The following is a 19,619-nucleotide window of genomic DNA, read 5'->3' as shown; positions in this document are numbered from 1 at the left end:
TGACCGACCGGCCACACCGCCCACCGCCCGGACGGCATCGCCGTGATCGCGACGGTGACCATAGTGGACAGCGTCTCCCCGGCGAGTTGCTGGCGGCCGCACCTCGGGCAGGGACGTTGGTGTGTGCCAGCGGCAGCGCCGTCACTACCCGATCCCGTGGGCCGAGCCGCAGCCGTCTCCCCAGGTTGGAGCTACCGGCGCGAACCGCTCGCCACGTCTGGATGACTCCTTTGGGAGTCCCCGTCGTCCCGGAGGTGTAGGCCAGGCAGGCGACGCCGGCGGGCGCCGCCTGCCCGGACTCGCGCTCGGGTGCCGACCGGGCTCGGGGGACCGCGCCGTCCGGGCAGAGCAGCACCCGGTCCGCGCATGCCTCCTCCAGCGCCTCGGCCCGATCGGCGGACACGAACAGCGCGCGCATGCCGCAGTCGCGGACCACATGGGCAACCTCCGTGACGGCCGACGCCGCGTTCAGCGGCACGCAGCACGCCTGGAGCCGGGCCAGCGCCAGGTACGCCACCACCCACTCGCAGCCGTTGGGCAGGCACAGCCCTACGAGATCACCCGGCCCGATCCCGCAGTCCGCAAGCCTGGCCGCCCGTGCGTCCGCCAGCGCCATCAACTCGACGTGGCTCACCGTGCGATCGCTGCACACCAGCATGAGAGCGCGCGCGGCACCGCCCGCGTCAGAGCAGGTCGTCGGCGCCGGTGTAGAACGCTCGCAGGAACTCGGCGAACCTGTCCGAGCTCACCCGGCCGGCCTCTCCGCTGTCCAGGTCGCTGAAGAGCTTCGTCGAGTACGCCAGCGGGAAACCCGCGGCACTGTGAAGGCCGAGGAAGTGATCGCGCTCGATGAGGCCGTCGTCGTCCAGGTCGCAGACGGTGGACACCGCCGCCACGTACGCCTCCCCATACTCGGCGAACCACGCGTCGTCGTGCGAGAACGAGGAGTACTCCTCGAAGCCGACCTTCCCGTCCTTGTTCCGGTCGGCAGCGGCGGCCAGGCCATCCCAGAAGCGCCGGCACCCTTCCGCCAGGGCCTTGGCCTTTGGCGAATCGGAGGGCACGCCTAGGACGACGCACACGCGCGAAGCGTAGAGGGCGAAGTCGGCGAACGTCAGCGCACCGCTGCCGTCCACGTCGAGGAGATCGAAGCGCATCCGCAGGCGTTCCGGAGAAGACACGGCCATGGGGGGTTCTCCATTCGGGTTCGTGATCCTGGGGTCACACGGTTGAGGATCCGCCGGCTCCCGCCTCGACCGGCGGTGGGCAGGTGACGGAGGGGACTCGCTGATGGGGAGGTCGATAACCTGGAACTACCCTAAGCGCTTGATCGATAACCAATTGTAGTCGACCGGCGGTTCAGGTCGCTCCCGCAGGTCCGCCAGCAGGCGGGCACCCGCAGACTCCGCCTCGGGGCCGTGGCGCCCGACCTATTCGCGCAGCAGTGACTAGGCCGGGGGTTGGAAGGTTCGCCGGGGCGGTCCACTCGCCGGCTCTACCCCGAGGCGTATGGTGCCGACTACGTCGGCGCCCGCGACGCCTACCTGACCGGTGGGCCCGTGCAGGTGCTGGTCCTGCGAACGCTGTGGGAAGACCCGGTCCCGGCCAAGCAGATCAAAGCGGCCATCCGCCAAGTCCTGGGCGCCGATGAGCTCCGCAACCACCTGCACATGCCGGACAACCCCGGCGAGGCGCTTGCCGACATCACGCACCTGGCCGGGTCCGACACCCTCGCCGAGTTGTATGGAAGGTACGAGCGTGACCGATCATCCGAGCGCCTGGCGTTCTACCGGGCTGCACTGGGAATCAGCCGTTCCGACGCTCACCGCATCAGCGCATAAGGCCAACGGCCCGGTCCCGGCCGACCGCGAGTACGCACGGCCGGTCCGCATCGGCCAGCGCATCGGGTGGGTGCTGACCGGCCCGCGCCGCTGCACTGGTGTTTGGAACGGCAGCCGCCGCATCGCCTGCCCCACGGCCACCGAAGTTCCCGAAAAAGGCACCGACGCGCAATGCCCGGCCTGCGCGGCCGGCGATCGCGGCCGAGCGCTCGCCCGCGACGCCACCCTCGGCGACGACGATCGCACGTACGCCCTCTACCTCGCCTGGTTCGGCGCCGAGTTGCTGAAGGTCGGGCTGACGGCCGCCGACCGCGGGCGGGACCGGCTCCTCGAACAAGGCGCCATCACTGCCATCCTGCTCGGTACCGGGCCCTATACCGCCGTCCGGCGAGCCGAGCGCACCATCGCCGCCAGCGGTCTGGCCACCGAACGGATCAGCGCACGCGCCAAAGCCGATGCCTGGTGGGCGCTTCCAACCGGCGAAGTACGAGCCCGGCAGGTGCTCGACCCGCTCGGTCGGCCGTCGCGCGGACCTCTCGGGCACTTTGTTCGAAAAGGTCGGCGATGGACGAGACCGTCATCGACGTCGGCCCCGACGAACTGCCCGCCGCCTCCTATGCGCGAGGCGGCGCGCGGTGGAATTCTTGAGCACGAGATCACTGTGCGTGCTACGGTCCGCCGGTGCGGGGGACGAAGCCGGGCTGGGAACACCGGAACAGGACATGGCCAACCTCGCGGCCGTCCACCGTCCTCCAGAAACTGTTGACCACTCGCATCGCCGTCTCATCGCCGACGACGCGAACGCCACTTCATGGGAGGCGTTTCGCGAGGGCCACTGAGGACCACCAAGGTCAGGGCCCTGCTCGCCTGGATCGGCCGGAAGCCCTGATGCCACGCGACCGCCCCAGGTCGGTTCACTTAGTGATCTCGGCGATCTGCACCCTTCGGTTCGCCGGAGTTCTAGGATTCTGGAGAACCAATGAAACTGTCCATCATCATCCATCAAGCATATTTCGGAGCAGTGGAGTTCAAGGTCATCCGACCCGCCCGTCCACTGGTCCACGCTGTGCTGGTCGACCACGATCGGCACCTTGACGCCTACCTCGACGAGGACGCCGCACGGCGAATCGGCGGCCTATGGGCGCTCGCCGCCTCTTCACCGCGCTCACTGATTCACCTGCCAATGCGCGGCAACCAGGCCCCGTCCTTGGAACTGCCCGAAGACGGCACGCGCCAGCTTGATCTCGTCCTGCTTCATCACTCGCTCCAGTTCGCGCCCGCCCGCTGGAAGGAAGTCCGCGGACGACTCGGCCCGGGCCGTCCGAGGACGGTGACGCTGCCCGACTCTGCACACATGGGCGAAGCCGTGATCAACCGCGAAGCACGGCGTTACCGGGAGAACCGGGACCTGTTTCACCAGCATCTCCACGCCGAGACCCTGTTCATGACCGGCAGCGCGAAGGTGTTCAGGGAGACCGCCCGGTACTTCCTCGATGTCGCCCGAAACGGTCCCGGTTACGTCCCCGTCCATCCGAGCTACCCGCGCTTCTGCACGGAGCTTCACTCCAACGACGGCATTCTCGGCGACGCGCGAGAGATCCACATCGAGTATTGCGACCAGTGGAACTCATGATCCAACAGCCAGGAACCCCGTCGGCCATGACCTTCCACGATTACCTCCAGTACCTCGCTGAGGACGCTCGCACAGCCATCCCAGCGGTCGACATAGGCGACCGACCGCGAGACGACTCCGGCGGGGATGCCCCGCGCCGCGGCGATGTGCGCCGGGTCGTCGGTGTACACGGTGGAGGCGAGGCCGAAGCGCGAGTCGCTCGCCTTCTCCAGTCCCTCCTCGAAGGAGGAGACGACGACGACCGGGGCGAGCGGGCCGTCGGCGCGCGGTCCGGTACCCGAGTGCGGCCGGAGCCGAATCGCCGCCGGCGGCATCGCACTCGCCATGCCCGAGCAGTGCGCGCCGACCTGGCGTCCTGCACACTGGCTGCTGGTCCGACTTTGGCCTTCCGGTACCCCGAGACGAGGAGAAGCGCCGTGGTCAGTGAGAACACTGCCAAGCTCGCCGTGCTCATCGATGCGGACAACGCCCAGTCTTCGGTGGTCGAGGACTTGTTGGCCGAGGTCGCCAAGTACGGCACAGCGAATGTCAAACGGGCGTACGGCGACTGGACGGGTACGAACCTGAAAGGCTGGAAAGAGCCGTTGCTGACCCAGTCGATTCAGCCGATCCAGCAGTTCGCCTACACCACGGGCAAGAACGCCACCGACGCCGCGATGGTCATCGACGCGATGGACCTGCTGTACACCGGGCGGTTCGACGGCTTCTGCCTCGTCTCCAGCGACAGTGACTTCACTCGCCTGGCCGCGCGGATCCGCGAGTCCGGTCTGACCGTGTACGGGTTCGGTGAACGTAAGACGCCCAAGCCCTTCGTCTCGGCATGTGACAAGTTCATCTACATCGAAAACCTGAGCTACGCCACGAGCCCGGCCACTCCCGCCGACGTGTCGCTGAGGCCGGCTCCGCCGGCGTCGGCCGCGAAGCTCAAGGCCGATACCGCGCTGGTGAACCAGCTGCGCAACGCCGTGGAGGCGGCCTCCGACGATGACTGGGCCCCGCTGGCCAATGTCGGGCACATCATCACCAAGCAACGCCCCGACTTCGACTCCCGCAACTACGGATACGCCAAACTCAGCGACCTGATGACCGCCACGACCCTGTTCGAACTGGACCGCCGTAGCCCCGGTGACGGAAAACAGGCGGTCATCTACGCCCGGGACAAGCGCCGCCAGGGCAGCTGACTCTGGGGGAGCCGCTCCTCGCGGCCACCCACCGGCTGGCAGTCGAGTCCGGATATGCGACACTCGCTCCTGTCAGTGATCATATGGTGACGATGAGCTTGAGTGCGTCGGCCCGCAGGGCCTTCGATGCGTGACTCGGCGCCGAACCCGCCGGAGACTCTGGAGCAACAACCGCATGAACCTCTTCTGGCCGATAATCGTTGGGCTCATGGCCGTAGGCATGGCCATCCTGGGATTTCAGGAGCAGCGCACGCTTTGGTGGCGCTTCCAAGCCCGGTGGTATGCGAATCCCGAGGCGAATGAGCCCTCAGATTCCGCGTTCATCGCCCAGCGGGCCGTCTGCTTCATCGTCGCGGCGTTCATGGCCTTCGGCGCCTTCCAGTTGTATCGCATCCAAGACAGTGTTTCCTGGAGCGGCAGTGAGGTGCGAGTCGCCGCCGACCAGGCCGCCCGCGCGCTCCAGTCCGACAGCGTGCTCATCGAATCCCTCGACAAGGATGGCGTCTTCACGTCATACGTTGAGTCCGCAGTGCGGGATGCCGCCGAAGCAAAAAAGAACCATGTGATGCTCGCGGTCTCGCGTGACGAAGCCCAACGGAGTCCAGGCGGATCGCAGTCAAAAAAGATAATCGAGCGCTACGGCATTACGGCCAAGGGCGAGCACGCCGTGTGCATGACGGTCACCGGCAACAGGGGCGGCAAAGTGACTTCGGTCTATAAGACGCCATCATGGGTGCCTCCGGAGTACTACTGGAAGCTCTCTGCCGCGGTCGCCGGCGGGTCCTGCTGAGCGTGCGCCCATCCCGGCTTAGTGCTCCTGTCCCGTCATGGCGTCATTCTTGCCCAGCGAAAGCGTTGTATACCGCTGGAACCGGCCGGTGTGCCGCGCGAAGCGGGCGATGGGGATCTCCAGGGTGCCGACGAGTTGCAGGGCGCCGGCCGGCGGCTCAGGGCGAGGTCGACGTGGTGCCTGGTTCTGTGCGGGTGAAGTCGGGCAGGCGTTCGCGGGCGATGGCGCGCAGCGTCTCGGCGTGTTCGGGGGGCACGCCGTAATAAGGCCAGCGTAGCCGTGTGCCGATCGGGGACCAGCCGCCGATCGTGGCCAGCAGTTTGTCGAGTGCGGCATTGCAGTATTCGCGCTGGAGCGGCTGGATGAACTCGCTGAGGAAGGCGTTGAGGCGGGCTTCTGTGGACATCGCGGCGGAGAGGCCGTCGCGGATGGCATGCCACCAGGCCACGGCGGCGTAGGGGTTCAGACAGGCGATGTTGGAGTATGCGCCGGCCGCGCCGCGAGAGTGGCCGGAAGCGAGATGGTGGCCTGGTACGAACACGGAAACACGTTCCATCACCGGGCCCATCGCCTCGTACCAGGCATCGTCCCCGTCGCCGACCTTGAGCCCGATGATCTCCGGGACCTCATCGCACAAGCGCCCATATTCGTCTGGGGTCAGCACGCGCTTGGAATGCGGGGGGTTGTACAGGACCAGGGGTACCGGTGTCGCCTCGTCGGCGAGCCGGCGCAGGAAGGCGATCGCCTCGCGGTCGGTAACGGCGAACCAGTCCGGCAGGATCACCTGGATCGCCGCGGGCGCCAGTTCCCGGGCGCGGCGGAGCCGGTCAAGGGCGACCTGTGGACTGGGGTGGGCGCAGCCGATCTGGAACGGCATCCCTGCCGATGCGCAGCGCTCGGCCACAAGTGCGGTGAGCCGATCGACCTCCGCTTCGCTCTGCGTCCAGAATTCTGCGGCCGACCCACCCGTGTACACGCCGTCCACGCTGGCGGCGATGAGGTGGTCCACCTGCTCGCCGACATGCTCCCAGCGCAGATTGTCGTCTTCGTCGAGCGGCAGGAGCACCGTTGCCCATGTGCCCGTGGGGGGTTTCACCGGACACCGATCTGCTGACGGACCAAGGCGGTGGAGCGGTGGCCTCGCGTCGCGGTCATCTGACCATGCCTCTCACGGGGGGGGCTACTTTCTGAGATCCTGCCCCGTTCTGCGTGATCTTGTATCCGTGATGTTCGCCACAGAGGCCGGACGGGGTGCGAAGCGGGCGATGGGGTTCTCCAGGGTGCCGATGAGTTGCAGGGCGCCGGCCGGGTCGGCCAGGTCGACCATCTGCCGGTTGTTCCGCAGTTGCAGGCGGTTGAGGCAGGACAGCGCGAACCGCTCGGCGAACAGGTCGTGCCGCGCGAACCGGTCGGCCAGGTGGGGGACCGAGTCCTGGTAGTCGAGAACGCACGCGGCCACCGTCGACCAGAACGTGTCCTCGTCCACGGTGCCGTCCGCGTCGAGGATCGCGGCGAGGAAGCGGAAGAAGCAGTCGAAGACGTCCGTGAAGACCGACAGGATCTTCATGTCCTCGGGCACGTCGGCGCGGACCCGCTCGACCGCCGGGGGCAGCGGCCGGTCGGCGCTCATCACCCCGATCTCCTCGGCGATGTCCTTGAAGACGGCGCGCCGGGGGACTCCCCGTTCGTCCAGGACGAGGATGACGTTCTCGCCGTGCGGCATGAAGACCAGGTCGTGGGCGTAGAAGCAGTGCAGGATCGGCGTCAGGTAGGCGTCGAGGTACCGGCGCAGCCAGGCGACCGGGTCGAGCCCCGATCCGTTGATCAGGGCGCTGACGAAGGAGCCACCGAAGCGGTCGACGTGCAGCAGCGACGCCATGGTCGCGAGCCGCTCGCCCGGCCCGAGCAGTGGCATTGGGCTCTCCCGCCAGAGCGCGGCCAGCATCTTCAGGTACGGCGAGCCCTTGGCGGAGGCGGCGGCGTACTGCTCATGGTGGTACCCGACCGCCGCGCGCTCCCGCAGGACGGTCAGGCCCGTCCGCTTCAGGACCTCGTCGCCCGCGACCAGGTCGGCGACCCAGTCGTTGATGGCCGGGGTGGCCGCCATGTACTCGGCGGACAGGCCGCGCAGGAAGCCCATGTTCAGCACGGACAGGGCCGTCTTGACGTAGTGCCTGGACGGGGCGCTGACGTTGAAGAACGTCCGGATCGACTGCTGGGCGAGGTACTCGTCGTCACCGGGCCCGAGGAAGACGAGACGCCGTCGCGCCACGTCGCCCGCGAAGGTCACCGACAGCCGGTTCCACCACTGCCACGGGTGCACGGGGATCAGGTGATAGTCGGCGAGGTCCAGGCCGAGCCCGGCCATGGTCGTGGAGAACCGTTCGAGGGTCGCCGCGCCCAGCTCCGCGCGGACCAGCGCGTCATGGTCCAGGCCCGCGCCGCTGGTGAAGGTGGAGCGGTCCCGGTGCGCGGCCAGCCACAGCAGGCGGACGGGGCGGGCGGCCTCCGGGGCGTACCGGTGGTACTCGGCCAGGTCGAAGCCGAGGCGCCCGTTGTTGGCGACGAAGCAGGGGTGGCCCTCGGTCATGCCGGTCTCGATGGTCTGGAAGTCGGCCCGCGCGAGGTCGGCCGCGGGGACCGGTGGCCGGGCGAGCTTGAAGGCACTGCTCGCCAGGGTGCTGCCGATCTCCTCCAGGTAGACCGGGAGGACCTCGTCGGTGAGGCCGAGCGTGTGGCGCAGCTCCAGGATCAGGTCGAGCGCGTCCAGGGGGAGCTCGGCGCCGGACCGCCACCGGGTGATGGAGTCCGCGTCGATCTCCCAGTGGTCCAGCGCCAGCACGCGCGCCGCGAACCGGTACTCGACGGTGCCGTCGTCGCTCCGCACGGCGTACCGCCCGTCGGGCAGCCGTTCCGGGGTCAGCAGCCGCTCGTGCGCGAACTCGGCGAGGGCCTTGCGCACGAGCATCCGATTCGCGTGGGCCCAGCGTTCGGGGGTCAGGTGCGCGACCGGGTCGGGACGGTCGGCGCCGCGCCGGGTCGCCTCGTACCGGTCACGGGTGCAGACGCTCAGGAGGGCACGCTTCTCCGGGAGCGACACGGTGCCGACGACCTCGAAGCCGACCTGCGCGTTGAGGGCGTGCACGGCCGTGTTGCGGACGTCCGGTTCGACGATCACTCGGCGGGTCTCCGGGTCGGCGAACAGCAGCTCCATGGCGGTGACGATGACGGCGCGGGTGAAGCCGTGGATCGGCGTGTCGGCCGGTGCGACCAGGAAGTGCATGCCCACGTCGCCAGGGCGCGCCTCGTACGCGGTACCGAGCTCCCGGCGCGGGTCGTAGCGTTCGACGAGGAAGGCCGGGCGGCCTTCGTGCAGGCCGAGGAACGCGTCATGACCGGGCCGGGCCGCGATGGTCTCGAACTCCGCGACCACGTCGGACAGGGTGGCGTCGCCCATCATCCAGAACACCGACTTGGGGTGGGCGACCCAGCGGTGCACGAGCGGGGCGTCGCCGGCCGGGTCCACGGGCCGCAGCGCGAACTCGCCGAGCCGGTCGTCGGTGCGGGAGAACACGATCATGCGGAGACGACCTCCCTCGACGCGGCGGGGACCCCGAACTCCTGGAACGCGATGGACGTCTCGATCGGATAGTGCTCGCGGCCCAGCAGGCCCCGGATGATCCAGGAGTTGCGGTACGCGGCCATGCCCAGGTCGGGCGCCACGAAGCCGTGCGTGTGGAGTTCGGCGTTCTGGACGTAGACGCCGCCGCCCGCCGTGTCCACGGTGTAGTCGCGGCGCACCTTGAAGCGCCCGGACTCGTCCCAGCGGATGCGGTCAGCGACCGGGGTGAGGAAGGCGGGGACCTGGTAGCGGTAGCCGGTCGCGAGGACCAGGCCCTCGGTGGCGAGGGTGAAGTCCCGTCCCTGTTCCTCCTGGCGCAGGCCGAGGGTGTACGCGCCGGTCCCGGCGTCGTGGCGCACCTCCCGCAGCGCCGTGTTGGTCAGCAGCCGGGTCGGGCACGGGCGGTCGAGGCTCTGGCGGTACAGCAGGTCGAAGATCTCGTTGATGAGGTCGGCGTTGATCCCCTTGTACAGGCCCTTCTGGGCCACCGAGAGCCGGTCGCGGGTCGCGGCGGGCAGCGCGTGGAAGTAGTCGGTGTACTCCGGCGACGTCATCTCCAGCGTCAGCTTGGTGTACTCCAGCGGGAAGAACCGGGGCGATCGGGTCACCCAGTTCAGCTCGTAGTCGTGGCGGCCGACGTCCTGCAGCAGGTCGTGGTAGATCTCCGCCGCGCTCTGGCCGCTGCCGACGACGGTGACGCTCCGCTTCTCCCGCAGCGACGAGCGGTGCCGCAGGTAGTCGGAGGCGTGGATCGCGTCGCCGGGCAGGTCGCGGCAGCTGTCCGGGACGTGGGGCGGCGTCCCGGTGCCCAGGACCAGGCTCCGCGCCCGGAAGGTCGCGCGGTCGCCGGTGGCCCTGCGGTCGGCGTGGACGACGTACACCTCCTCGGCCTCGTCGTACTCCACGGCCGTGACGTGGTGGCCGAAGCGGATCGTGGAGAGCCGGCCGGCCGCCCAACGGCAGTAGTCGACGTACTCGGTGCGCAGCGGGAAGAAGCTCTCGCGGATGTAGAAGGAGTACAGGCGCCCCGACTCCTTCAGGTAGTTCAGGAACGAGAACGGCGAGGTCGGGTCGGCCAGCGTGACCAGGTCGGCGAGGAACGGCGTCTGCAGGGTGGCGCCCTCCAGCAGCATTCCCGGGTGCCAGGCGAACTCCGGCTCGCTCTCCAGGAAGATTCCGTTGAGCTCGTCGATCGGGTCGGTCAGGCAGGCGAGGCCGAGGTTGAAGGGGCCCAGTCCGATGGCGACGAAGTCATGAGGCGTGGGCAAGGTCGTCTCCCAGGTAGGCGCGGGCGTGTCCGGCGAGGAGGTCGAGGACGTCGGCGACGTCGACGACGGTGGTGCGCGGGTTGAGGAGCGTGAACTTCAGGTGGTGGCGGCCGTCGACGACGGTCGTGGCGACGACGGCCGCTCCGGAGGCGGACAGCGCGGCGGCCGCGTGCAGGTTGGCCTGGTCGAGCGCGTCGTCGCTCACGCCGGGAGGCGCGTAGCGGAACACCAGGGTGCTCAGCCGGGGCCGTACGACGACCTCGAAGCGCGGGTCGGGGTCCAGCAGCGCCCATGCCTCGGCCGCCCGGTCGATCACCGCGTCGAAGAGTTCGCCGACGGCGTCCGCCCCCGTGATCCGCAGCGTCAGCCACAGTTTCAGCGCGTCGAACCGCCGGGTCGTCTGCAGGCTCTTGTCGACCTGGTTGGGGAGGCCCTGTGCGGCGCTGCGCGCGGGGTTGAGGTAGTCGGCGTGGTAGGTCACGTGCCGCAGCGCCGCCCGGTCCCGTACGAGCACCGCGCTGGAGCTGACCGGCTGGAAGAACGACTTGTGGTAGTCCACGGTGACCGAGTCGGCCCGCTCGACGCCGTCGAGCAGGTGGCGCCGGCGCGACACCAGCAGCCCGCAGCCGTAGGCCGCGTCCACGTGCAGCCACACGTCCGCCGACACGCAGATCTCGGCGATCTCCGGCAGCGGGTCGATGCTGCCGAAGTCGGTGGTCCCGGCGGTGGCGACCACGGCCATGGGCAGCAGGCCCTGACGGCGGCAGCGGTCGAGTTCGCGGGCGAGCGCGCCCGGCCGCATCCGCCGGTCCCGGTCGCACGGAACGCCGATGACCGCGTCCTCGCCCAGCCCCAGCAGCCGGGCCGCCTTGACGACGCTGAAGTGGCCGCACGCGGAGGCGAGGACGCGCAGGCGGGGCAGCACATCGGTACGCGCCGGGGCGTCCGCGCGCCGGCACGCCTCCTCGCGGGCCAGCAGCAGGGCCTGGAGGTTGGACTGGGTGCCGCCGCTGGTGAACACCCCGTCGGCGGCCGGGCCGAGGCCGAGGCGCCCGGCCGTCCAGTCGATCAGGCGGCGTTCGATCAAAGTTCCGCCGGCGCTCTGGTCCCAGGTGTCGACCGAGGAGTTGACCGCCGACAGCACGGCCTCGCCGAGCAGGGCGGGGATCGCGACCGGGCAGTTGAGGTGGGCGAGGTAGCGGGGGTGGTGGAAGTAGACCGCGTCCCGCAGGTAGAGGTGGTCGAGTTCATCGAGGGCGGCGGTCGGGTCGCCGAGCGGCCGGTCGAGGTCGACGGCGGACACCTCCTCGGCGAGCCGGCCGGGGGTGATCCCGGTGAACGGCCGGTCCGCCGAGGCGATCCGGTCCGCCACGCGGCCGACGCCGGCGGTGACGAGGCTGCGGTAGAGCTCGGCGGTGTGGGCGTCGAGCAGGGGCGACGTGAATGTCACGGGTCGTCCTTCCCAGGTCAGTCGTCGGCGGGGGCGGTGCCGGCCACGGCCTCGGCGATCAGGTCCTCCTCGGTCGCGCCCCGGCGCCAGTAGCCGGTGAAGACGACCGCGCGGCGGTCGAGGCCGCGTTCGCCGACGAGGTGCCGGCGCAGGGCCCGCACGCCGCCGGCCTCGCCGGCGATCCAGGCGTACGGGGTGCCGGCGGGCAGTGCGGCGGCCCGGACGGCGTCCAGGATCAGGCCCGAGGGGGCGCCGTCCCGGACGAGCCAGGTGATCTCGGCGTCCGCGTCCGTCGGCAGGTCCTGGACGTCGGCGGCGTGCGGCACCTCGATCCACGCGCGCGCCCGGGTGCCCGCCGGCAGCGAGGCGAGGATGCCGGCGACGGCGGGCAGCGCGGTCTCGTCCCCGGTGAGCAGGATCCAGTCGGTGCCGGGAGGCGGCCGGAAGTCGACGCCGCCGTTGTCGGGCGTCACCGGGCCGAGCACGACGACACGGTCCCCGGCGGCGGCGCGGGCCGCCCAGCGGGAGGCCGGTCCACCGTCCCCGTGGAGGGCGAAGTCGACGTCCAGCTCGCAGGGGTCCCGGCGCTGCTCGCGCGCGGTGTAGGAGCGCATCACCGCCCGTACGGCGGGGTCCATCGTCCGCCAGCGCGCGAACCACTCCTCGCCCGCGTCGGTGGGGACCACGGGGGCGTCCTGGTGGGGGTGGGGGAGGAAGAGCTTGAAACGCTGGTCACGGCCGCCCCCGGCGAACTCCGCGAGCGGATCGCCGCCGAACGTGATCCGGACCATGGACGGGCCGAGGCGTTCGGTCCGTACGACGCGAAGGTCGAAGAAACGGAAGGGTGCCGAGGTGGGGGTGGTGCTCACCGGACCTTCTTCGCCTTCTGGACGGCCGCGGCGAGGGACTCGATGAGCGGCGCGCAGCCCGCGTGGCTGAACCGCGGCTCGCTCTGCCAGGGGGTGATCTGGCCGGCCTTCACGGCGGGCAGCTTCGCCCAGGTGGGCTTGGCCCCCAGGTCCTTGGGCTGCAGCGCGGAGGTCCGGCTGTCGAGCAGGAGAAGGTCGGCCGGGTACTTGTCGGCGTTCTCCCAGCTCAGGCTCTCGAAGAAGCCCTGGGCGCTGACCTTGCCCGGGACGATGAGGTCGACGCCGAGGCTGCGGAAGTAGCGCAGATCGGCATTGGCGTTCGGGTCGGAGACGTAGAACAGGTCGGGGCTCGCGGACGCGGCCATGACCTTGAGCCCGCCGTTCGCCCTGGCCGCCGCGCGCAGCGTCTCCGACGCCCGCTCGAACCGGGTCTTGGCGTCGGTGACCTGCCGGGCCTTCAGGTCGGCGCCGAGGGCCGCGGCCAGTTCCTCGTACCGCCGGAGGGGTTCGGTCAGCGGCACCTTGGCGGCGGTGATGGCGACGCTCGGGGCGAGCGCGGCGATCTTGTCCTTGCTGTTGTCGGGCACATACCACAGGGCGTTCGGCAGGTACATGTTGGTGACCAGCAGGTCGGGGCGCAGCCCGGCGTACTTCTCGATGTTGAACTCGCCGAAGGTGTTGCCGAGGATCGTGACCTTGCCGACGTCGAGGCTGCCGGCGAGGGGGTCGGGCCGGCCGTCCTTGAGCTTCGTCGGTCCGAACACCCCGACGATCTGATCCCCGACGCCGAGGTCGCGCAGGGCCGCGGCCGTTCCGACATAGGCGACGACGCGCCGCGGGCGGCCCCGCACGCCGGCCTTACGCCCGCGGTCGTCGGTGAACGCCCAGGATCCACCGCCCTTCGCCGGGCCCGATCCACCGCCTCCTCCGCACGCGGTGACCAGCGCTCCGGCGCCGATTCCGCCGAACGCGGCGAGCAGGCCGCGACGGGACATCCGGGGGTTCCGGGCATGGGGCATGGCGTTGCCTTCCTTCGTCGAGGGGGAGAGGGGGTCTGGGCCGGAAGATCGAACTTAGGTTAACCTAACCTAAGTTGGTGTTGTCCAGTGTGACCGTGATCTCGGTCCGCAGCGGAGCTGATACGTGTCTGTCACCAAGTCATCGAGGCCGCCGGTCGCGCCGCCGACGGGAGGACGGCGGCCCCCGCGCCCGGCCGGGCCGCTCGCCGCGCTGTTCTTCCTGCTCGTCGTGGTCGCGGCGAGCCTGGCCATCGGCGCACGGGAGTTCTCCTTCGGCGAGGTGTGGCACGGCCTCCTCGACCCGCACGCCCCCGCCTACACCGTCGTCCGCCAGACCCGGCTGCCGCGCACTCTCCTGGGGCTGCTGGCCGGCGTCGCGCTCGGCCTGGCCGGAGGGGTGATGCAGGCGCTGACCCGCAACCCGCTCGCCGACCCCGGGCTGCTCGGCATCAACGCCGGAGCGTCGGCCGCCGTCGTCTCCGCGATCACCTTCCTCGGCGTCACGTCCCTCGGCGGGTACGTCTGGTTCGCCTTCGCCGGGGCGGGTGCGGTCTCGGCCCTGGTCTGGGCCGTCGGCGGGGGACGCGCCGCCACGCCGGGGCGGCTGGCCCTGGCGGGGGCGGCCGTCAACGCGGCGCTGTACGCCTACGTCAGCGCGGTCGAGCTCCTCGACACCGCCTCCCTGGACACCATGCGGTTCTGGACCGTCGGCTCGCTGGCCACCGCGCGGCCCTCCACCGTGACGGGCGTCGCCCCGTTCGTCGCGGCCGGGGTGCTCCTCACCGCCGTGCTCGCCCGCCCGCTCAACGCGCTCGCCCTGGGCGACGACGGCGCGCGCGCCCTCGGCGCGCGCCCCACCGGCACCCGCGCCGGCGCCATCGTCGCCGTCACGCTGCTGTGCGGAGCGGCCACCGCCGCGTGCGGGCCGATCGTGTTCGTCGGGCTGATGGTGCCGCACCTCGTGCGCGCGCTCACCGGCCCCGACCTGCGCCGGCTGCTGCCGTACTGCGCGGTGCTGGCACCGGTGACACTGCTCGGCGCGGACGTGCTCGGGCGGGTGCTCGGCCGGCCGGGGGAGGTCCAGGTGGGCATCGTCACCGCGGTGGCGGGCGGCCCGGTCTTCCTGTCCGTGGTCCGGCGGCGACGGGTGGCCGGCGCGTGAGCGAGGCGATCGTCATCCGGACCTCCGGCGGGTTCTCGGTACGGCTGCGGCCGCGCCCTCTGGCCGTCGGGGCGGCGTGCGTCCTGGTCGCCCTGGTCGTCGCCGTCCTCGCCATCGGCGGCGGCGACTATCCGATGAGCCCGGCCGACGTCGTGCGTACGCTCCTCGGGCGGGGCACCTCCGCCGACGCCTTCATCGTCGAGCAGGTACGGCTGCCGCGCGTGCTCACGGCGCTCGCGGCCGGCGGAGCGCTGGCGCTCTCCGGCGCGGCGTTCCAGGCCCTGGCCCGCAACCCGCTGGGCAGCCCGGACCTCCTCGGGTTCACCCAGGGCGCGGCGGCCGGGGCCCTGACCGTGATCGTCGTCATCGGCGGCGGCGGACTGGCGCTGGCGGCCGGGGCGGTCACCGGGGGACTGGTCACGGGGGCCGCGATCTACCTGCTCGCCTGGCGCGAAGGACTGCACGGCAGCCGGCTGGTCCTGGTCGGCATCGGCGTCGCCGCGACCCTCACGGGGATCGACGGCTACCTGCTGACCCGCGCGAACATCCCCGACGCCGCCCGCGCCGTCCTGTGGCTGACCGGCACCCTCGACGGACGCGGCTGGGGCGACCTGGCCCCCCTCCTGGCGGCGATGATCGTCGTCGTGCCGATCGTGCTGCTCGGCTGCGCCCGGGGGCTGCGGATCCTGGAGATGGGCGACGACGCCGCGACGGCGCTCGGCGTACGGGTCGAGCGGGTCCGCCTGGCGCTGCTGGCCTCGGCAGTCCTGCTCAGCGCGCTCGCCGCCGCGGCCACCGGCCCGGTCGCGTTCGTCGCGCTGACCGCTCCGCAGCTCGCCCGGCGCCTGACCCGCGAACCGGGCCCGAACCTGCTGCCCTCCCTGTGCATGGGCGCGGCCCTCCTGGTCACCGCCGACCTGGTCGCCCAACGGTTGATCCCCGGCCACCGGCTGCCCGTCGGCGTGGTGACCGGCGTGCTCGGCGGCGTCTACCTGATCGGGCTGCTCGCCGGCCGGCGTCGCGCGGGACGGCCGTGAAGACCTCCGGCACCTCGACAACGGAAGCAGGGAACGTGGCACACGAGAGCACGCGCGAACGGGAGCACGAGAGGGCCGAGGGCGGTGGGCCCCGGCTGGCAGGGCGGGCGCTGACGCTCGCGTACGAACGCCGGACCGTCGCCGAGGGGCTGACCGTGGCCATCCCCGACCGGTCCTTCACGGTCGTCGTGGGCCCGAACGCCTGCGGCAAGTCCACACTGCTGCGCGCGCTCGCCCGCATGCTCAAGCCGCGCTCGGGCACCGTCCTGCTGGACGGACGGGACATCCACGCGCGACCCACGCGAACGGTGGCCCGGACGCTCGGGCTGCTGCCGCAGTCGTCGATCGCCCCGGACGGCATCACGGTGGCCGAGCTGGTGGCGCGCGGCCGCCATCCGCACCAGGGCCTGTTCCGCCAGTGGTCCCGCGATGACGAGCGCGTCGTCCAGGAGTCGATGGCCGCCACCGGCGTGGCGGACCTGGCCGACGCCTACGTCGACGAGCTGTCCGGCGGTCAGCGGCAGCGCGTCTGGATCGCGATGGCCCTCGCCCAGGAGACCCCGCTGCTCCTCCTGGACGAGCCAACGACCTACCTGGACATCGCCCACCAGATCGACGTCCTCGACCTGTGCGCGCGGCTTCACCGGGAGCAGGGCCGCACCCTCGTCGCCGTCCTGCACGACCTGAACCACGCGGCCCGCTACGCCGACCACCTGATCGCCATGCGCGACGGCCGCGTGGTCGCCGAGGGAGGACCCGCCGAGGTCGTCACGGCCGAGCGGGTCGAGGAGGTCTTCGGCCTGCCGTGCCGCGTGATCGACGACCCGGAGACCGGAACCCCCCTGGTCGTCCCCGCAGCACACCGACGATAGGTCGCCCATGCTGGGGTTTCCCGGGCGGATCCCGTAGATTGTCGTGAAGGGGCATGCACGTTGAGAGCACGTGATGGAACAGGACATTGATTACAGAGCCCTGTTCGCCGCGGCGCCCAGCCCATGTCTGGTTCTCTCACCCGACCTGATCATCGTCGACGTCAACCAGGCCTATCTGGACGCCACGGGGCGCGAACGGGCCGACCTGCTCGGTCAGTACATTTTCACCGCGTTTCCCGACAATCCGGCGGATCCCCGCGCTGATGGGACCCGCAACCTCAGTGCGTCCCTGCACCGGGCCCTGGCGACGGGGCGGCGGGACACCATGGCGACCCAGAAGTACGACATCCCGGTCCCCGGTCGGCCGGGCGTGTTCGAGGAGCGGTACTGGAGTCCGATCAACACTCCGGTACTGCAAGCGGACGGCACGGTCGCGTGGCTGATCCACCGTGTCGAGGACGTGACCGCGTTCGTCCGCGAGCGGGAGCGGCACCGGCTAAGGCGCGGCGGGCGCGCCAGGGGCCTGCGCGAGCGTGGCGAGGACATGGAGGCCGAGCTCTACGCCCGCGCCAAGGAACTGCAGGAGCTCAACGACGAGCTGAGGCGCGCCCACGCCCGTGAGCGGAGGGTCGCGCTCGCGCTGCAGCAGGCCATGCTGCCCGCGGTCGACCCGCCGCGGCATCCGGACTCGGCGGTCCGCTACCTGCCGGCCGTGAGTTCCCTGAACGTCTGCGGCGACTGGTACGACATGGTGGACCTGAGCGACGGCCGCATCGGCGTCGCCGTCGGCGACGTCGTCGGTCACGGCCTGTCGGCGGCCGGCGTGATGGGCCAGCTGCGCAGCGCCCTCAGCGCCGCCATCCGCGTCGTCGAGGGACCCGCCCAGGCCCTCGACATCCTGGGCCGGTACGCCCGGTGCGTCGACGGCGCGCTCCTGACGACCGTCGTCCAGACCGTCATCGATCGGGACGCCGGGAGGATCGAGTACAGCTGCGCGGGGCATCTCCCACCCGTGCTCGTCCGGCCGGACCGTACGGCGGAGTTCCTCGACCAGGCCACCGACCCGCCGCTGGGCGCGCGTCCGCTCCACCTCCCCCGGCCACAGGCCGCCCGGGACTATGAGGCGGGGAGCGTCCTCGCCCTGTACACCGACGGACTCGTCGAGCACCATGACGAGGACATCGACGTGGGGTTGGAACGGCTGGCAGACAGCCTCGCCCGGCACGTCGCGCTCGCTCCCGAACCGCTGGCCGACGCCGTTCTGGCCGACCTGGAGGTCGCGGGTGGCGGCGCCGACGACATTGCCTTCGTCATCGTCCGCCTCTGAGGCCGTACTACCGTTTCGCCGGTCAACAGTCTCAAAAACGGCGATTGCCAGATTAATTGCCGATGATCGATACTATGATGCTCGAATTACCGGGGATCTACCGATGCGCACCTCCTCTTTCACTCTCAGGTGCGCATCTTCTGCGCGAAGTGGGGTCATCAGTGCGCATCAGGCGATCGGGTCGATTGATCACTACGGCGGGGGCCGGAGCGGTTCTCATGCTGGCCGCGGCATGCTCATCGAGCGGTGACGCGTCTCAGGCGGGCAAGTCGGCCAACGCCCCAGACGCGGCGGCCGCGATCACACCGGCCAGCGGCGCCTCCAAGGTGCGCCCGGACAAGGGCGTCACGGTGACGGCGGACAGCGGCGTCCTGGAGCAGGTCAGCGTGCAGGCCGGCCAGAGCACCGTCGACGGCGTCCTGGCCGCCGACAAGAAGAGCTGGAAGACCAAGTGGGCGCTCAAGCCGGGCACCGCGTACACCGTGACGGCGACCGCGAAGAACGCGGCGGGCAAGGTCGCGACGGTCACGAGTAAGTTCACCACCCTCAAGGCGTCCTCGACGGTGAAGGTCAGCGACGTGACGCCGAGTGCGGGGGAGACGGTCGGCGTCGGCATGCCGATCACCGTGAGCTTCGACCGGGCGATCACCGACCGGGCGGCGGTGGAGAAGGCCCTGGAGGTGCGCTCGACCTCCCCGATGGAGGGCGCGTGGCGCTGGATCACCAACCAGCAGGTGATCTTCCGGACCAAGGCGTACTGGCCCGCGCACAGCAAGGTCAGCCTCGTCGCGCACCTGTCCGGCGTTCGCGCCGCGTCCGGCGTGTACGGCACCAAGGACGTCACGAAGAACTTCTCGATCGGCGCCTCCCACATCGCGAAGGTCAACCTCAAGACCCACAAGAGCAAGGTCTACGTCGACGGCAAGCTCGCCAAGACCATCCCGGTCAGCGGCGGCATGGGCGGCGCCGACTCCCACGGCAACGACTTCCGCACCACCAGCGGCGTCCACCTGGCGATGGGCAAGTCCCCGGTGGTCACCATGACCTCGCCGAACATCAAGGAGGGCGAGCCCGGGTACTACCACGAACTGGTCTACAAGGACGTGCAGATCAGCAACAGCGGCGAGTACCTCCACCAGAGCCCCGGCGAGTACGGGTGCCTCGGGCACAGCAACTGCAGTCACGGCTGCGTCCGGCAGACGCCCGCCGGCGCCCAGTGGTTCTTCAAACTGAGCAACCGCGGCGACGTCGTCGTCATCAGCGGCACGACGCGTGACCTCGAGTGGAACAACGGCTGGGGCTACTGGCAGCTGTCCTTCACCAAGTGGATGAAGGAGGGCGCCCTCAAGCAGCCGGTGACGACGACGCCCCTGACGGCGACCGCCGGTTCCGGCACGGGCACGCCGGCGCACAACTGACGACGGACGGCGCCGGGACGCCGGCGCGGACTGACGGCGGCGGGGCCGAGCGGCCCCGCCGCCTTCTTTTCCGATCACGTCCTTTACGATCATGGAACGCGGTTCGGGGTGACCGCGTCGAAGGACGGCG

The 19,619-nt window shown here is 70.6% G+C and carries 18 protein-coding genes and 1 pseudogene; 10 read left to right on the top strand and 9 right to left on the bottom strand.

Annotation, left to right across the window (positions count from 1 at the left end; genetic code table 11):
- Positions 1-130 precede the first annotated feature (130 nt).
- Positions 131-658, bottom strand: a pseudogene (locus NE236_RS45365) (AMP-binding protein); the annotation flags it as partial.
- Between the two features lie 25 nt (positions 659-683).
- Complete coding sequence (locus NE236_RS36360; protein ID WP_252846786.1) at positions 684-1,187, bottom strand: EF-hand domain-containing protein; 504 nt, start codon at positions 1,185-1,187, stop codon at positions 684-686.
- A gap of 273 nt (positions 1,188-1,460) precedes the next feature.
- Here NE236_RS36360 and NE236_RS36355 point away from each other — a divergent pair, with 273 nt between their 5' ends.
- The 3 genes from NE236_RS36355 to NE236_RS36345 all read left to right on the top strand — a co-directional run bounded on the left by NE236_RS36355 (position 1,461) and on the right by NE236_RS36345 (position 3,474).
- The gene (locus NE236_RS36355; protein ID WP_252846785.1) at positions 1,461-1,841 is read left to right on the top strand and encodes a hypothetical protein; all 381 of its coding nucleotides are present in this window, start codon (positions 1,461-1,463) and stop codon (positions 1,839-1,841) included.
- The gene (locus NE236_RS45360) at positions 1,744-2,607 is read left to right on the top strand and encodes a DUF2797 domain-containing protein (RefSeq protein WP_372494494.1); all 864 of its coding nucleotides are present in this window, start codon (positions 1,744-1,746) and stop codon (positions 2,605-2,607) included. Before NE236_RS36355 ends, NE236_RS45360 begins: the two co-directional genes overlap by 98 nt.
- 213 nt (positions 2,608-2,820) lie before the next feature.
- Complete coding sequence (locus NE236_RS36345) at positions 2,821-3,474, top strand: hypothetical protein (RefSeq protein ID WP_252846783.1); 654 nt, start codon at positions 2,821-2,823, stop codon at positions 3,472-3,474.
- Here the strand turns inward: NE236_RS36345 and NE236_RS36340 are convergent.
- On the bottom strand, positions 3,402-3,800 hold the full coding sequence (locus NE236_RS36340; RefSeq protein ID WP_252846782.1) for an aldehyde dehydrogenase family protein: 399 nt from the start codon (positions 3,798-3,800) through the stop codon (positions 3,402-3,404). The two genes, NE236_RS36345 and NE236_RS36340, sit on opposite strands and share 73 nt — an antisense overlap.
- Before the next feature lie 90 nt (positions 3,801-3,890).
- On the opposite strand from NE236_RS36340, the gene NE236_RS36335 reads away from it, so the two are divergent.
- The gene (locus NE236_RS36335; RefSeq protein WP_252846781.1) at positions 3,891-4,655 is read left to right on the top strand and encodes an NYN domain-containing protein; all 765 of its coding nucleotides are present in this window, start codon (positions 3,891-3,893) and stop codon (positions 4,653-4,655) included.
- A 175-nt stretch (positions 4,656-4,830) separates the two neighbouring features.
- Positions 4,831-5,445 carry a DUF6199 family natural product biosynthesis protein gene (locus NE236_RS36330; RefSeq protein ID WP_252846780.1) on the top strand — a complete coding sequence of 205 codons (615 nt, stop codon included), beginning with the start codon at positions 4,831-4,833 and terminating at the stop codon, positions 5,443-5,445.
- A 157-nt stretch (positions 5,446-5,602) separates the two neighbouring features.
- Here NE236_RS36330 and NE236_RS36325 read toward each other — a convergent pair whose 3' ends face one another.
- The 6 genes from NE236_RS36325 to NE236_RS36295 all read right to left on the bottom strand — a co-directional run bounded on the left by NE236_RS36325 (position 5,603) and on the right by NE236_RS36295 (position 13,673).
- On the bottom strand, positions 5,603-6,541 hold the full coding sequence (locus tag NE236_RS36325) for a dihydrodipicolinate synthase family protein (RefSeq protein ID WP_308209197.1): 939 nt from the start codon (positions 6,539-6,541) through the stop codon (positions 5,603-5,605).
- Positions 6,542-6,625: 84 nt separating this feature from the next.
- A complete protein-coding gene (locus tag NE236_RS36320; protein WP_308209196.1) occupies positions 6,626-9,025 on the bottom strand; it encodes a GNAT family N-acetyltransferase in 2,400 nt (799 codons plus the stop codon).
- Positions 9,022-10,335, bottom strand: coding sequence for a lysine N(6)-hydroxylase/L-ornithine N(5)-oxygenase family protein (locus tag NE236_RS36310; protein ID WP_252846778.1), 1,314 nt, complete (start codon positions 10,333-10,335; stop codon positions 9,022-9,024). Before NE236_RS36310 ends, NE236_RS36320 begins: the two co-directional genes overlap by 4 nt.
- Positions 10,319-11,785 carry a pyridoxal phosphate-dependent decarboxylase family protein gene (locus tag NE236_RS36305; protein ID WP_252846777.1) on the bottom strand — a complete coding sequence of 489 codons (1,467 nt, stop codon included), beginning with the start codon at positions 11,783-11,785 and terminating at the stop codon, positions 10,319-10,321. Before NE236_RS36305 ends, NE236_RS36310 begins: the two co-directional genes overlap by 17 nt.
- Before the next feature lie 17 nt (positions 11,786-11,802).
- Positions 11,803-12,654: a siderophore-interacting protein gene (locus tag NE236_RS36300; protein WP_252846776.1), complete on the bottom strand. Its 852-nt coding sequence runs from the start codon at positions 12,652-12,654 to the stop codon at positions 11,803-11,805.
- A complete protein-coding gene (locus NE236_RS36295; RefSeq protein WP_252846775.1) occupies positions 12,651-13,673 on the bottom strand; it encodes an ABC transporter substrate-binding protein in 1,023 nt (340 codons plus the stop codon). Before NE236_RS36295 ends, NE236_RS36300 begins: the two co-directional genes overlap by 4 nt.
- A gap of 124 nt (positions 13,674-13,797) precedes the next feature.
- On the opposite strand from NE236_RS36295, the gene NE236_RS36290 reads away from it, so the two are divergent.
- The 5 genes from NE236_RS36290 (at position 13,798) to NE236_RS36270 (ending at position 19,489) form a co-directional block, all read left to right on the top strand.
- On the top strand, positions 13,798-14,835 hold the full coding sequence (locus NE236_RS36290) for a FecCD family ABC transporter permease (protein ID WP_252846774.1): 1,038 nt from the start codon (positions 13,798-13,800) through the stop codon (positions 14,833-14,835).
- On the top strand, positions 14,832-15,872 hold the full coding sequence (locus NE236_RS36285; protein WP_252846773.1) for a FecCD family ABC transporter permease: 1,041 nt from the start codon (positions 14,832-14,834) through the stop codon (positions 15,870-15,872). Before NE236_RS36290 ends, NE236_RS36285 begins: the two co-directional genes overlap by 4 nt.
- Positions 15,873-15,907: 35 nt before the next feature.
- On the top strand, positions 15,908-16,744 hold the full coding sequence (locus NE236_RS36280) for an ABC transporter ATP-binding protein (RefSeq protein ID WP_252846772.1): 837 nt from the start codon (positions 15,908-15,910) through the stop codon (positions 16,742-16,744).
- Positions 16,745-16,817: 73 nt separating this feature from the next.
- The gene (locus tag NE236_RS36275) at positions 16,818-18,071 is read left to right on the top strand and encodes a PP2C family protein-serine/threonine phosphatase (RefSeq protein ID WP_252846771.1); all 1,254 of its coding nucleotides are present in this window, start codon (positions 16,818-16,820) and stop codon (positions 18,069-18,071) included.
- Between the two features lie 218 nt (positions 18,072-18,289).
- Entirely contained in the window at positions 18,290-19,489 is a 1,200-nt protein-coding gene (locus NE236_RS36270; protein WP_252846770.1) for a L,D-transpeptidase, read from the top strand.
- Positions 19,490-19,619: the final 130 nt, after the last annotated feature.

Source organism: Actinoallomurus purpureus, assembly GCF_024055795.1.
Classification (GTDB): domain Bacteria; phylum Actinomycetota; class Actinomycetes; order Streptosporangiales; family Streptosporangiaceae; genus Actinoallomurus; species Actinoallomurus purpureus.
Note: the sequence above shows the minus strand (reverse complement) of the source record. Positions and strands in the feature narration are given on the sequence as shown.

What these genes read in the sequence shown, in the direction of transcription:
- NE236_RS36360 (WP_252846786.1), bottom strand. Translation starts at nt 1,187, where the DNA reads ATGGCCGTGTCTTCTCCGGAACGCCTGCGGATGCGCTTCGATCTCCTC.
- NE236_RS45360 (WP_372494494.1), top strand. Translation starts at nt 1,744, where the DNA reads ATGGAAGGTACGAGCGTGACCGATCATCCGAGCGCCTGGCGTTCTACC.
- NE236_RS36345 (WP_252846783.1), top strand. Translation starts at nt 2,821, where the DNA reads ATGAAACTGTCCATCATCATCCATCAAGCATATTTCGGAGCAGTGGAG.
- NE236_RS36340 (WP_252846782.1), bottom strand. Translation starts at nt 3,800, where the DNA reads ATGGCGAGTGCGATGCCGCCGGCGGCGATTCGGCTCCGGCCGCACTCG.
- NE236_RS36330 (WP_252846780.1), top strand. Translation starts at nt 4,831, where the DNA reads ATGAACCTCTTCTGGCCGATAATCGTTGGGCTCATGGCCGTAGGCATG.
- NE236_RS36320 (WP_308209196.1), bottom strand. Translation starts at nt 9,025, where the DNA reads ATGATCGTGTTCTCCCGCACCGACGACCGGCTCGGCGAGTTCGCGCTG.
- NE236_RS36295 (WP_252846775.1), bottom strand. Translation starts at nt 13,673, where the DNA reads ATGCCCCATGCCCGGAACCCCCGGATGTCCCGTCGCGGCCTGCTCGCC.
- NE236_RS36275 (WP_252846771.1), top strand. Translation starts at nt 16,818, where the DNA reads ATGGAACAGGACATTGATTACAGAGCCCTGTTCGCCGCGGCGCCCAGC.
- NE236_RS36270 (WP_252846770.1), top strand. Translation starts at nt 18,290, where the DNA reads ATGCTGGCCGCGGCATGCTCATCGAGCGGTGACGCGTCTCAGGCGGGC.